Below are 14,288 nucleotides of genomic sequence, written 5' to 3' on the forward strand. Positions count from 1 at the left end.
TTCTCAAAAAAATAACTGTTCAGAAATATAATTGGCGACAATAATATTTATCATCAACAGGTAAATAGTTTTCATGATATTATAAGTGAATTAAGGGTATAATATTGCAAAAGTATAACGTTTGGCTTTAATATTAAACTAAATGAGGAATGTAACAGAGTTGTTTTTAATATTAGAAAGGATGTGTTTTTTTGTATAAAAAGATTTTACTTCCATATGATTTTGGAAACTCATTTGCGAATGTGCCGAAACAGCTGGAGAAACTGACGAATAACAGCAAGGAGTCCATCATTACAATATTTAATGTAATAACAGAAAGTGAGATGGCGGATAATGTGAAGTATCAGGGCAAACACTTCGATGATATTGCAAAAGAAAGAGTCGAAGACCTTAAACCATTTACAGACAAGCTCGATGAGTGCGGTTTAAATTATAAAATTCATTTCGCCACTGGACGTATTCTTGCAGAACTAAAAAAAGAAATTGAAACAAATGATTATGAAGTTGTAGTAATGAGCAATAAACGTTCTAAAAAGGACATCAAGCATGTTCTCGGCCATGTTACGCATAAGGTGGCAAAACGTGCAAATATACCGGTTATGATTATAAAATAACTTTTGATTAATAAAGAAGAAAGCTGGCTAAACATGGATAATAACTCATCTAAAAGCATCATATTAATCGGGGCGGGAATTATGAGTACAACACTCGGTTCCTTTCTCAGAGATTTAGAGCCCGGATGGAATATTAAACTGTTTGAACGGCTGGATGCTCCCGGGAATGAAAGTTCTCATGAAACAAATAACGCAGGAACGGGACATGCTGCATTATGTGAATTAAATTATACTGTTGAGCAAAAAGACGGTTCTATTGATATCGGGAAAGCGAAAGCAATTAATGAACAATTTGAGATTTCCAAACAGTTCTGGTCTTATTTAATTAAGAACAATTATATAAGGAACCCGAAAGAATTCATTCGCCCGCTGCCTCATATCAGTTTTGTCATGGGCAAAGGTAATGTAGATTTTCTAAAACGGCGCTATGAAGCCCTCATGACGCATCATATGTTCCGTAATATGGAATATACAGAAGATAATAATAAGCTGAAACAGTGGATACCGTTGATGATGAATGGCCGGGAATCAGGAGAGCCTGTAGCTGCAAGTAAAATCGATGACGGTACCGATGTTAATTTTGGGGAATTAACGCGTAAAATGGCACGCAATATTAATGAACATGATAATGCTGCTGTTTATTACCGTCATGAAGTTTTAGATTTTAGACAGCTGGAAAATAAGAGATGGGAAGTTAAAATCCGCAATCTTGAGGAAGATAAAATTGAATACCACACTGCAGACTATATTTTCATCGGGGCGGGCGGACATGCAATTCCTCTGCTGCAGAAAACAAAAATACCTGAAAGCAGACATCTGGGCGGATTCCCAATCAGCGGTGCTTTTTTAGTCTGCAACAATCCTGAGGTGGTCGGCCGTCATAATGCTAAAGTTTATGGTAAAGAACCATACGGAACACCCCCAATGACAGTACCTCACTTAGACAGACGCTATATCCAGGGACAGGAGAGTCTGCTGTTCGGACCCTTTGCGGCCATAGGACCGAAGTTTTTAAAATATGGTTCGAATCTGGATCTCTTTAAATCCATCAATGCGGATAATCTTCTGACGATGGCAGCGGCAGGTGCTAAAAATATTCCGCTGGTGAAATATTCAATCCAGCAGGTGTTGATGCGTAAAGCCGATAGAATGAAAGAACTCAGAAGATTTGTTCCTGAGGCGAAAGACGAGGACTGGGATATTCATATCGCGGGTAAACGGGTACAGGTTATTAAAGATACAAAAGAGCATGGTAAAGGTTTCATTCAGTTTGGCACAGAAGTGGTCAGTTCAGAAGATAACTCTGTGATAGCTCTTCTGGGTGAATCACCAGGCGCATCAGTGTCAGTTTCAGTTGTGCTCGAAGTATTTAGACAGAGTTTCCCGGAATACACTGAAAAATGGGAAACAAAATTAAAAGAAATGATACCCTCTTACGGACAGTCACTAATTGAAGACAGCGACTTGCTTGAGAAAGTCAGAAAAATGTCATCAGAAGAGCTTGAACTTAAATAAAAGCGAGCCGGGACAATTTTGTCCCGGTTTTTTAGTGCTTGCAGGAATTTGCCAGTCAAAGAGCGGTGTTCATTGTCTCAGTAACGAGTTTAGCCGGTCACAGAACATAATTCCTTCAATTCAGAACTGCCTTTATAAGATTTAACTGAGTCCTCTTAAAATATAAATAGCATTTATAACTTTTTCATTATATAATTTTAAATATTCAAACTATTTTAAAGGGATATAAAATTTAATAATATTAGGGGGTACTGCTATGTTTAAAAAGCTGTTTTTACTGTTTGCACTTGTGTTCTTATCGCTCGCTGCGGCATGTTCTAATGATGAAGCTGCTGAGATAGACGGAGACGAAGCTGCTGAAGAAGCTAAAACTGGCGATATCGTTGTTGGATTTGACCAGGATTTATCGACTATAGATCCTCATGGAACTAACGATGTTAATGCGATACAAATCAGACGCTATTTGTATCAGACGCTTGTCGCGCGGGAACTTGATATGTCCCGGAAGCCCGGCCTTGCTGCAGAATGGGAGCAGACAGACGAAACTACATGGAATTTTAAATTAGCTGAAGGTGTAACGTTTCATAACGGTTCTGAGTTTACTGCAGAAGATGTAAAAGCATCGCTCGAACGTGTGCAGGATCCGAGCATCAGTGCTCCTACTGTGTTCCTTTTTGAAATGATTGAGGATATTGAGATTGTGAATGATTATGAGCTGAATATTACTACCTCATATCCTTTTGCCCCGCTGCCTGATAATTTAGCGCATACAGCGGCGAGTATTATGAGTAAAGAAAGTATTGATGCCGATTATCAAAATGCTATCGACAAGGCGGGATTAGAAATAACGGCGGAAGAGTATTACGAAATGCGCGACGCAGGCGGTCAAGAATTTACAGAGCTTTCCGACCAGATTGCCGAGCATACCGGCACTTATATTTCAGAAAATCCGGATGGAACCAACTATGTTAAGTTTAAAACGAGAGCGCCTGGACAGAATATAGAATTTGAAAGATTCGAAGATTTTGCAGGAGAAAGCAATATTGATAATCTGACATTTGTTATTATTCCTGAGTCAGGTTCGATGATGGCAGAATTGGAATCCGGCGGGATAAATATTACCACACCTGTAGATATGGCCATGATGGACAGGGTTCAAAGCAGTGACAGCACAGAGTTTGTTGAAGCGGAGTCCTTGAGAACAAACTATCTTGGATTCAATACAGAAAAGGAACCTTTCGATGATGTGAAGGTGCGTCAGGCTATTGATTTTGCAATCGACAGAGAGGAATTAAAAGAAGGTATATATGATGGGCAGGCTGCCATTCCGAACAGTATGGTCTCTTCAAGTGTTTTTGGTTACGACGAGGAGTTGCCCGAAATTAGCCAGGATATAGACGAGGCACAGGCTGCACTTCGCGAGTCGAATCATGCTGACGGCTTCGATGCAACTATCTGGGTCAACGACAGCCAGGATTTAATCGATTCAGCAGTATATATCCAGGAACAGCTTAAAGAGCTGAATATCAATATTACAATTGAACAATTTGAAATGGCAACATTTATGGAACGCTTGGGACAGGGGCAGCATGATATGTTCCTGCTCAGTTTCACAGCGTCTACCGGCGATGCGGATTATCTGTTATCTGCGCTGACACTCAGCACTAATAGAGGTTTTGGCGGCAACAGAGCATTCTATACGAACGAAGATGTTGATGCTGCACTGGAAAATGCACGCAGTGCAACAGAAGATGCGGACAGACTGGCAGAGTATACAAATATCCATAATATGCTTCGTGAAGATGTGCCGTATGCACCTTTAGTTCATCCAAATATGACTTTGGCGTATAATACAGCTCAGCTTGACAATGTCGAGCTTGATGCAGCGGGTTATATCAGACTTGAAAATCTTACTTTTAAATGACAAAACGGCACTGCAGCTAACTGGCGGCAGTGCCGTTTTTCTTAAGTTATGATTTACCTTTCAATAAGGCATACCAGTACATAATCGGCAGCATATTCTTTTTGAACTGATAAAAAATCATTTTATCATCAGCCTGATTCAGGAAAGTCGTTTCTTTCGGCTTCCGGTCATAACCGAATTCCGCAAGAATCAGTTCACCGTATTCAGTGGCGATAGGACAAGCTGTTCTGCCGTCGTATTTATGAGTGGGTTCCTGATCATTCATACGCTCAATCAGATTATCGACCAGCACCGGCAGCTGTTTTCTGACAGCAGCGCCCATTTTTACTGTCGGCAGGCTGGATGAATCGCCAAGAGAAAATACAGTAGTATATTTTTTGTGCATCATCGTGTGTTTATCAACGTCTACCCAGCCTTCTTGATTCAGCAGACCGGACTTTTTTAAAACTGAAGGACCATGCATCGGCGGTGTAATAACGAGCATTTCAAAAGGTATAGTATGTGTTTCGCCAGTATGCGTATTTTTGAATACAGCCTGTTTCTGTTTGCCTTTAACTTCAATCAGTTCTTCGTTCAGTTTGTAATCGATGTGTTTTTCTTCCATTTGACTAATTAAACTGTCGTTATATTTCTTTACTTCAAACAGTTCTTCCCGCCCGCTTCTGAACATTATATCGACGTTACGATCCTGCTGTTTGATAAAATCATCCATTGTAAACAGCGAGTTTTCCGCAGAAACACCGCCTTTAATTTTTGCTTCTGGCTTGGTTACGATGATGTTGCCAGATTTTGTATTTTTAAGTGATTCGTAGGTGTATTCGACGAGATTATATAAATAGTTAGTACATACACTATTGTGTCCGAGTGATTCCCGTGCGCCTTTAATGGCATCGTAGTTAAGTTCGATACCGAGAGCGACGATTAAAAAATCATAACTGATGAGGGTATCATCAGCCGTTACTTCACGTTTAACAGGGTCTACATTTTTTACTGCTGCCTGAAGCCAGCATGCTCCCTTCGGTATAACTTTTTTCATCGGTTTCCAGGTTGAATCCAGCTTTTCATCACCGCTGCCGACGAGCGGCCATGCAGGCTGGAAATAATGATAGTCATCCGGTTCTATAATTAAAACATCATCTTTTAAATCTTTCTTTTTAGAGAGTATGCGGCTTGCGGTTGAAATGCCGCCGGTCCCTCCGCCGAGAATAACTAATTTATAGTGCTTCCTCATGAGAACACCTCCGTGTTATTGGAAATATTCCCGTTTACACAGAGGTTACTCATAATATAATTTATTCTTATGATTTATATTTCCGACAATGCCCATTCTAAATCTTCCGTTAAATCTTTTACATTTTCAAGACCGATTGATAAGCGCAGCAAATTAGCCGGTGCTTTCGTCAGTTCCTGTTCTACTGAGGCCCTATGCTCTATATAGCTGTGTGTGCCGCCGAGACTGGTGGCCTGTGTGAAGATTTTAACTGTATTGGCTATTTGAAGTGCATCGGAATCATTTCCTTTGACCTGAAATGACATCAAGCCGCCGAAATCGCTCATTTGTTCTGCTGCGATGCTGTGCCCCGGATGACTCGGGAGGCCGGGGTAATGTACAGCTTCAACTTTTTTGTGCTGGCTTAAAAATTCAGCGATTACTTTAGCATTTGAACAGTGTACAGACATTCTTGCAGATAAAGACTGTACCCCGCGCAGTGCCAGCCAGCAGTCAAATGATGACGGTACTGCACCTTTCGCGTGCTGCCATGTTCTAAGACGGTTAAGCATCGGACTGTCTTCTTTTGCGACAACAGCGCCGAGTAATAAGTCGCTGTGTCCGCCGATATACTTGGTGACCGAATGAAGTGAAAAATCTGCACCCAGAAGAAGCGGGTTTTGAAGCACAGGTGTTGCGGTTGTATTGTCCACAACAGTCACTGCTCCTGCTTTTTCAGCTATTTTTACGACTTCAGCAATGTCAGTAACTTTAATTTGCGGATTTGACGGTGTTTCAATCCAGACTATACCCGTTGCTTTGCTTTCCACTGCCTGCCTCAGCTGGTCAAGATTTGTCATATCCACTGCAGTAATATCAAAGCTTTTGCCTAGATCAGTTTCTTCAAGTAAAGTGAGCACACCGAAATACATATCATCCGGCAGAATAATTCTCCGGGGTTTATCTTCAGGCAGAACTTCCATGATTGCTGAAATTGCAGCCATCCCGGATGAAAAAGTTACGCAATCATGTCCTTGTTCAAGCGCGGTCAGACATTCTTCTAAAGAACGGCGGTTCGGGTTATCGCCGCGGCTGTACATAAAACCGTCAGTATAAGAACCGTCAGCAGACCGTTCGTATGTAGTAGACAAGTGGATTGGTGTTGTCACTGCCCCCGTGACCGGGTCGACTTGTCTGCCGGCATGGATTGCTTTCGTTTCAAAACGCATATATATCCCTCATTTTTAAGTTTATATAAATCAGTATACAGATGACTTTTATAATTATCTATAAATTCAGACATATTTACTATGAAAACAGAGGATTGTTTCCCGTGAAAAAGGGTAAAAGAATAAAAATACCGGGAGGAGTTTTTTGATGGAAATTAAAAATATCGAACCGGAAGCAATACCGGACTTTGAACAGCAGCTGCAGCTTGAAAACGTAAAGTATTTAACACTGTGCACAGAAGAAGGCATCATCGCCTATCTTGCCGGTACAATCAGTCCAAACGATAATGAAATCGATGTGCATTATAATTTTACGGAAGACTTCAATGAACCTGTGGCAAAACAGATGTACGATTCATTTATGAAACAGAATATCAGTGAAGATATAACGTTTAATCCTCAAAGTGAAACGGAAGAAGTCTTTATCGAATCAATGTAAATTAAAAGCTCCCAATTAAGGGAGCTTATTTGTTTTACCAGCCGATGTCATTTAATTCAAGTACTGTCGGGATTAAAGCACCGTCATATTCTTCTTCAATAAATTCAGCAGTATCTTCTTCCTGATAAAGTTCAGCAATTCTGTTATATGTTTCATTTTCCGCATCTTCATTATTAGCAGCGATGATATTTACATAATCAGTTGCTGTGTCATCTTCGCGGTAAATAGAGTCGTTAATCGGGTGCAGATTTGCATCTTTGGCAATTCCGTTATTAATAACACCGAGATCTACATCTCCTAAGGCACGTGGAATTTGTGCCGGTGCGACTTCTTCAAACTGATAATCATTCGGATTGTCAACGATTGCATTTTCAATTGAATCGAGGCCGTTATAATCTTCGACGAGCGTAATTAAACCAGCATCCTCAAGCAGCATCAGAGCACGTCCCTGGTTAGATACATCATTCGGCAGTGCGATTGTGCCGCCGTCCGGAATGTCATTAACGTCTGTCAGTGAGTCAGAGTAAATGCCCATCGGGGCAAGATTCGTTGTGGCAATCGGAACTAAATCCAGATTTCTTTCTTCGATAAATTCATCAAAATACGCGACAGTCTGAAATGAGTTTAAGTCTATTTCGCCGTCAGCAAGTGCAGTATTAGGCTGTACATAATCATTAAATGAGACAATCTCGATTTCAATATCCTCTTCTGCAGCTTTCTCTGCTACATAATCCCATACTGCTGTGTCTGTTCCACTGATGCCGATAGTGACTTTTTCTTTACCGCCGTCACCGCAGGCTGAAAGCACAATCCCTATTAAAAGCAAACTGGTAAATAAAATGACTTTTTTCATAATTTATATCCTCCTGTTATTATCTTCTTCTTACAACTCTCGCGAGTTTGTTGCCTGCTGACTGCAGACCCTGCACCATAATAATTAATATGATGACTGTAATCAGCATTGTGATCGTATCGAATCTCTGATAACCGTATGTGATTGCCAGGTCGCCGATGCCGCCGCCTCCAACCGTACCGGCCATGGCAGATGCACCGACTAATCCGATAATGGAAATAGTGAAATTTACAATGAGAGAACCGAGAGCTTCCGGAAGAACGAATTTTATAATTGTCTGCATCGGTGTTGCTCCCATAGCGTCGGCCGCTTCCAGTACTCCTTCGTCGACTTCAAGCAGAGAACTCTCCACGAGCCTTGAGATATAAGGTCCGGCAAAGAAAACCATCGGTACAATCGCAGCTTCGGTTCCGATAGAAGTTCCTACGATAAATTTCGTAACCGGAATTATTGCCACAAGCAGGATGATGAACGGCAGTGATCTGAAGACATTAATCACTGCATTCAGCACTGTAAAGACAGCTTTATTTTCTAAAATCTGGCCGGGTCTAGTGACGTATAACAGAATGCCGAGCGGCAGCCCGAGTATAATCGAGAAAATAAACGAAATACTGACCATCTGCACGGTTTCTAAAAATGCCCCCAGTATTGTATTCCAGCTAACCAGCATATGTATTCACCTCACTGTAATGAATATTGTTTTCTTCTAAATAAAGTAATGCTTTTTCGAGTTCAGGGGCTGAACCGTCGAACTGAACGATTAAATTGCCAAACGGTATACCCTGAAGCTCGGTAATATTGCCGAACAGCACATTCACATCTAAATCGTAAAGCTTGCTGATTTGTGATAGGTACGGTTTCACTGCGAGCTGATTAATGAAATTGATTCTGTAAATATGCTGACCGTCGCTTTCCTGCACCAGATCCTGCACGTAATTCGGCAGCTCTGTCTGCATCACTGTATTAACAAACCGTCTGCCGGTTTCTGTTTCAGGGTTAGAAAAAACATCGAAGACAGAGCCGCGTTCAATAATTTTACCGTTCTCCATTACTGCAACTTTATGGCAGACATCCCGGATAACGGACATTTCGTGAGTAATCAGCAAGATTGTAATATTGTATTCCTTATTAATCTTTCTAAGGAGTTCGAGGATGGACTCTGTTGTCTGCGGATCCAGTGCAGACGTTGCTTCATCACACAGCAGAATTGACGGGTTGGTTGCAAGTGCCCGCGCAATACCGACACGCTGTTTTTGTCCTCCGGACAGCTGGTCAGGATACTGTGACGCTTTATCCGACAGGCCGACAAAATCAAGCAGTTCACTAACACGCGCTTTGATTTCATTTTTCGGTGTCTTATTTAAAATTAGCGGCATAGCAACATTCGTATATATCGTTTTTGAATTTAAAAGATTAAAATGCTGAAAAATCATACCGATTCGTTTTTTTGTTACTCTCAGTTCTGACGGTGTGAGTGCAGTTAAATCTTTACCGTCGACAATAACTTTCCCTTCTGAAACACTTTCCAGCTGGTTGACACAACGGATCAAAGTACTTTTGCCTGCGCCGCTGTATCCGACGACACCGTATATTTCTCCGGCATCGACTTTGAAATTAATATTATCCAGAGCATGAACCGGTGTTTCGCTGCCTGGATACGTTTTATCTACATCGATAAACTCAATCATTAAAAACGCTCCTTAAACATAGTTAAATAGTAGGAATTAAAAAATGTAATAAAAATACACCAGTATATAACCGGTGTTTTTTAAAAAAACCAGATATACATTCCTGAAAAAGAAAATAACCTCTTCTTAAAATATAAGAAGAGGCCGATGTATATTCGCTCTTCTCATCTTTTAGCATGATGCTACAGGATTTGGCACAGTACATTAAGTCTGTTGCCGAGATTTCACAGGGCCAGTCCCTCCATCTCTCTTGATAAGAAAATAAGTTATTTGATTATTTAATTTAAACTAACTATAGGGCACAGCAGAATTAATGTCAACACGGAATCTGAAATTAATTTTAAATGAATTACAGAGCATACTGTTTGATACTATTCATAACAAAGTTTATATAGCTGTTTTCATGCGGAACAAAATTATCTCTGTTAATCATTTTACCGTTAATATTAATCGAGTATATTTCTTCAGTTCACAGTTTTTCAAACACAGGCAATTCAATTTTGAAAATATCAGATACTTCGTCATCCATAAATACATAATCAGGTGTGGTATTTTCCGGAATTTTATATATAAATACATGGCATAGTTCTCTGTCGATAAAATCATCAATAATAATTTCATCCTGTACTGAACCTGTATAAATTAAATCGTTTAGTGTAAGACTAATACCTAGTTCTTCTTTAATTTCCCGGACACCATCTTTAACGCTTTCGTCAGAACTTAAATGACCCGCTGCTGTAATATCTAACATATTTGCAAAGTTTTTCTTGTCAGGACTTCGAAGCTGAAAGTGGATGAAGATTCTGCCATCTTCTTTACTCAGGAACCAGCAATGAAATGTTTCATGCCAAAGACCTCTTTTGTGTACTTCAGCCCTTGAAGCTGTCCCTTTTAATGTCCCTTCTGAATCAAATACCTTAAGCAGTTCGTTTTCCATAGTGCGCCACTCCCATAGACTAAAACATCTGTACAAAGAACAAACTGATTGTTTCCCAGTAATACTGAATGACTACGAACAGTACTGCAAATAATATCGCAGGCAGCATATTCGCAACTCTTATATTCATCAGACCGAGCAGTCTGATTCCAATCGCAATAATCATTACACCGCCGGTGCCTGTAATCGCGATAATAATATCATCCATCAAATCAGGCTGGATGAAGCGGTTGATTTGAGAGGCTGACAAGGCGATGGCTCCCTGAAACAGAAAGACAGAGATGGCTGAGAACATAATGCCGATACCCATCGTGGATGTCAGGAAAATAGCGAGCACACCGTCGATTAAAGCTTTTGTCAGCAGTACGGTGTGATCATTTCTGAGCCCGCTGTCGAGAGCACCGATAATGCTGACTGCTCCGACGACATACACTAATGTGGCGGTAACAAAGGCAGCAGCAGCTCCGCCTTCTGTTGCTCCGGTTTTTGTTTCGAGCCAGATGCCGAAGTGATTCATTTTATCTTCAATTTCCCATTTTTCACCCAGCATGGAACCAAGAGCCAAGCTCGCAACAACGATAATAAGTATACTGTTGGCTTCTAAGGCCATATCAATTCCGATGACGAGTACGGTAATAGACAATGCCTGGAGAATGGTTGATTTCATATTTTCATTAATGTTTCTCCAAAACAAACCGATGAAGCTGCCTAAAATAATAGCCAGAGCATCTACGATAGTTCCAAACAGCGCCATGTCCAATTCCTCCTCGTCCATAAATATCTAACCTAATATATCACAAGGAACACGGCGGTTATATATAAAATCAACTATCCGGAATAGTTGGACAGTTTATAAATATCTTATTTGATTTATAACTTTGCAGTAATAATTTCGTATATATTTATATTAATGATAAAATTATTAATATCTAATCAGAGATCTGAGAGAAAGGTGATTATTATTCAACTGCTCTATCTTTTTATCACTGTAATGATTTTAATTATAATTATTTCCCTGGTAATAAAAACATATGAGTTCTTTAAACTGAAGAAAGCTGTTAAGACGCTGTGGTACAGGCAGGAAAGACTGAAGACAACTGCAGAATATTATATTCATTATCATAACTATTTCGTTAATATTATGGAAAATGAAAATACTGCTGACAGAAATGTTGTGGATGATGAAACTTGGAATGATCTCGATATCAGCGAATTGATGACGAAGATAAATTATACATTTACAACGATAGGAACGGAGCTTCTCTATGCAGTGCTGCGCAATTCAACAGAAAAGAATGTTATAAATGAAGACTTATTGTATAAAATAAAACACGATGCTGGCTTTCGTGAAAAGATATCATACCGCTTAGCCAAGCTTGGGAAATCGGGAAATTCTAACACGAGTAAGTTTATGTATGAATTTGTGCCGGTGAAACAATATCATCCGATATTTATACTGTTTTCATTTATGCCGGTTATCGGCGTGTTTTTATTTTTTATCAATCCTTACATATCTTTACTGACTATCCTTTCAGGATTTGTAATTAATGCTTACTTATCTCATAAACATAAAGGCGGAACCGGGTTTGATTACACAGATATTTTTTATGCTATTAATATTATTGTTACTGCGGGTAAATTAGATTCGAAATTCAACAGTAAAGGTCTGAAGCGGCTGTCGTTAATGAGTCCTCTTTTTGTTAACGACGACAGCGCAGGAGAAATGAATATGGCTGTTCAAGCTTTCTCTGCCTTTAAATTAATGTTCTTAGTAGATTATCATTTGTATCATCTGGTCAATCGTACGATTAAGAAAAACCATGAGCTTTATAAAGAAGGATGGCATTACACAGCTGAGCTCGATCTCCATTACAGCCTGGCAATGTGGAGAGAAACATTGCCGTATTACTCTCTTCCGGAAAGAGAAGAAGCTTCGTATTTGCAGACTGAAGGGCTATATCACCCGCTTGTAGTGGCTGCTGTAGATAATGATTTGAAGTTTGCGAATGATATTCTGCTGACGGGCTCAAACGCAGCGGGCAAATCAACATTTATGAAAGCGCTCGGCGTGAATGTTATAACGAGTAACGGACTGAACACTTCCACCAGTGCATTATTTAAATATACACCAGGCAAAGTAATATCTTCGATGGAAATCACAGACAGTGTTATCGAAGGAGACAGCTATTTTATCAGTGAAGTGAAAGCATTGAAGAGGATTGTTGATGAGATTGAGGATTTTGAAGGAAAGGTTTACTGTATTATCGATGAAATATTTAAAGGAACTAATACGGTAGAAAGACTAGCTGCGGGTGAAGCTCTTTTAAGATATCTGCATGAGAAAGAGAACGTTTATCTGATTGCTGCAACACATGATATGGAACTAACAGATTTACTGAATGGCGAGTTTGATTTCTATCATTTCAGTGAGGAACTTTTTGATGACGATATCGAATTTGATTACAAACTTAAAGACGGGATTGCAACAAGTTCCAATGCTATTGAATTACTAAGGTTATACGGATTTCCAGAAAAAGTGTATAAAGAATCGAGGAATAAAGTAGATAACACATAGCGTTACAAAATAACGCTATGTGTTATAAAAGCTCTATGATGGGGTTTTAACCTTATTTTATCCTGAAATCCTAACGCAAAGTATAAAAAGAGTTTTAAATATAAAACATCCCAGACTTTTATGTCCGGGATGTTTTTGTGTCTTATTTTATTTCTTCGGCATCGGGTAAAACCCTTTGTCGAGCTGCCCCCATAATAATTCAGGAAGGCCGTATTTATCTTCTCTGTCCCGGTCAAAGTATTCAAAGATTTCATCTTCTCTGCCTTCTTCAATTTTACTGATAAAATTGTAATCCAGCAGTAAAACTCTGCCGAGCGCAATTATTTCCATATTCCCTTCTTCTATTGCACGGAGTGCCTGGTCTGCAGTAAAGACTGAACCGATTCCAATGAGTGGCATCTGGCCGTCGATCCACTGATGAAGTAATTCTATACGTTCAATATCCTTATATTTTCCTTCACGTGTCTTAGAATGAACTTCGCTTAGTGAAGCGTGTAAATAATCAATCGGTTTTTCAATCAATTTGCCGATCAGCTCTTTTGTAGTTTCCATGCGGATGCCGGGAGTTTCTTTTTCTTCAGGTGAGAAACGGTAACCGATGATGAAATCATCTTCAGCATATTTCTCTTTGGCTTTTGTTACCGCGTCGACAATCTTCATTGCGAACAGAAAAGGGTCTTCGCCCCACTTGTCAGTACGTTTATTAAAATACGGAGAAACGAACTGATGAATAATATAATGGTTGGCACCGTGTATTTCAACGCCGTCAAATCCTGCTTCAGCGGCTCTTCGTGTGGCTTCGCCAAAGGCTTTTATAGTTTCAATGATTTCCTCTTCTGTAATTTCGCGTACCTCATGCGGTTCTGTTTCATCAAAACTCTGCATCGTAATGGGACTCGGTCCCGCAGAATCAGAGTTCGGTGTTAACCGCGGAATCGCCTGAGCACCGCCGTGGTGGATTTGAAGAATAGCTTTCGCGCCGTTTTCTTTCATGGCATCTGCAAGACGTGTTAATCCTTCTATATCCGAGTCGCGGACCACTGACGGCTGGCCGGGGAATGCTTTCCCAAGGTCCGTTACGTTTGATGCAGCGGAAATAGACAGACCGACGTCTTTAGAACGCAGGCGCATATATTCAATCTCAGCATCAGAAATTGTACCGTTATCATGTGAAGAAATGTGTGTCATAGGTCCGAGCGCAAATTTATTCTTTAATTCGACTCCATTTTTAAGTGTCACTTTCTCAAATAAAGTCTTGTATTTATCGTTCATATAGATAAAATCCTCCAGTAAGCATTAGTGAG

13 protein-coding genes and 1 riboswitch are annotated in these 14,288 nt (G+C 40.0%); of the genes, 5 read left to right on the forward strand and 8 right to left on the reverse strand.

The window, feature by feature from the left end:
* Positions 1-191 precede the first annotated feature (191 nt).
* The 3 genes from IR135_RS05465 (at position 192) to IR135_RS05475 (ending at position 4,053) form a co-directional block, all read left to right on the forward strand.
* Positions 192-614 carry a universal stress protein gene (locus IR135_RS05465; protein WP_135097423.1) on the forward strand — a complete coding sequence of 141 codons (423 nt, stop codon included), beginning with the start codon at positions 192-194 and terminating at the stop codon, positions 612-614.
* A gap of 33 nt (positions 615-647) precedes the next feature.
* On the forward strand, positions 648-2,129 hold the full coding sequence (gene mqo, locus IR135_RS05470) for a malate dehydrogenase (quinone) (RefSeq protein ID WP_135097425.1): 1,482 nt from the start codon (positions 648-650) through the stop codon (positions 2,127-2,129).
* A 256-nt stretch (positions 2,130-2,385) separates the two neighbouring features.
* Positions 2,386-4,053: an ABC transporter substrate-binding protein gene (locus IR135_RS05475; RefSeq protein WP_135097427.1), complete on the forward strand. Its 1,668-nt coding sequence runs from the start codon at positions 2,386-2,388 to the stop codon at positions 4,051-4,053.
* A 46-nt stretch (positions 4,054-4,099) separates the two neighbouring features.
* Here IR135_RS05475 and IR135_RS05480 read toward each other — a convergent pair whose 3' ends face one another.
* Positions 4,100-5,284 carry an NAD(P)/FAD-dependent oxidoreductase gene (locus IR135_RS05480; RefSeq protein ID WP_135097429.1) on the reverse strand — a complete coding sequence of 395 codons (1,185 nt, stop codon included), beginning with the start codon at positions 5,282-5,284 and terminating at the stop codon, positions 4,100-4,102.
* A 74-nt stretch (positions 5,285-5,358) separates the two neighbouring features.
* Entirely contained in the window at positions 5,359-6,492 is a 1,134-nt protein-coding gene (locus IR135_RS05485; protein ID WP_135097431.1) for a trans-sulfuration enzyme family protein, read from the reverse strand.
* Positions 6,493-6,640: 148 nt separating this feature from the next.
* On the opposite strand from IR135_RS05485, the gene IR135_RS05490 reads away from it, so the two are divergent.
* Entirely contained in the window at positions 6,641-6,931 is a 291-nt protein-coding gene (locus tag IR135_RS05490; protein WP_135097433.1) for a hypothetical protein, read from the forward strand.
* Positions 6,932-6,965: 34 nt separating this feature from the next.
* Here the strand turns inward: IR135_RS05490 and IR135_RS05495 are convergent, their stop codons facing one another.
* From IR135_RS05495 to IR135_RS05515, 5 genes are all read right to left on the reverse strand, one after another.
* Positions 6,966-7,784 carry a MetQ/NlpA family ABC transporter substrate-binding protein gene (locus IR135_RS05495; protein ID WP_135097435.1) on the reverse strand — a complete coding sequence of 273 codons (819 nt, stop codon included), beginning with the start codon at positions 7,782-7,784 and terminating at the stop codon, positions 6,966-6,968.
* A gap of 19 nt (positions 7,785-7,803) precedes the next feature.
* Complete coding sequence (locus IR135_RS05500; RefSeq protein WP_135097437.1) at positions 7,804-8,454, reverse strand: methionine ABC transporter permease; 651 nt, start codon at positions 8,452-8,454, stop codon at positions 7,804-7,806.
* A complete protein-coding gene (locus IR135_RS05505) occupies positions 8,444-9,472 on the reverse strand; it encodes a methionine ABC transporter ATP-binding protein (RefSeq protein WP_135097439.1) in 1,029 nt (342 codons plus the stop codon). Before IR135_RS05505 ends, IR135_RS05500 begins: the two co-directional genes overlap by 11 nt.
* Before the next feature lie 161 nt (positions 9,473-9,633).
* Positions 9,634-9,732, reverse strand: a riboswitch (SAM riboswitch).
* Between the two features lie 209 nt (positions 9,733-9,941).
* A complete protein-coding gene (locus IR135_RS05510; protein WP_135097441.1) occupies positions 9,942-10,409 on the reverse strand; it encodes an NUDIX hydrolase in 468 nt (155 codons plus the stop codon).
* A 19-nt stretch (positions 10,410-10,428) separates the two neighbouring features.
* Entirely contained in the window at positions 10,429-11,163 is a 735-nt protein-coding gene (locus IR135_RS05515; protein ID WP_135097443.1) for a DUF554 domain-containing protein, read from the reverse strand.
* 198 nt (positions 11,164-11,361) lie between these two features.
* Between IR135_RS05515 and IR135_RS11740 the strand changes: the two genes are divergently transcribed.
* Positions 11,362-12,984: a MutS-related protein gene (locus IR135_RS11740; RefSeq protein ID WP_167753370.1), complete on the forward strand. Its 1,623-nt coding sequence runs from the start codon at positions 11,362-11,364 to the stop codon at positions 12,982-12,984.
* 147 nt (positions 12,985-13,131) lie between these two features.
* On the opposite strand, the gene IR135_RS05525 is transcribed toward IR135_RS11740, so the two are convergent.
* Positions 13,132-14,256, reverse strand: coding sequence for an NADH-dependent flavin oxidoreductase (locus IR135_RS05525; protein WP_135097448.1), 1,125 nt, complete (start codon positions 14,254-14,256; stop codon positions 13,132-13,134).
* Positions 14,257-14,288: the final 32 nt, after the last annotated feature.

The sequence above is a fragment of the Jeotgalicoccus nanhaiensis genome, from assembly GCF_015235105.1.
GTDB lineage: Bacteria > Bacillota > Bacilli > Staphylococcales > Salinicoccaceae > Jeotgalicoccus > Jeotgalicoccus nanhaiensis.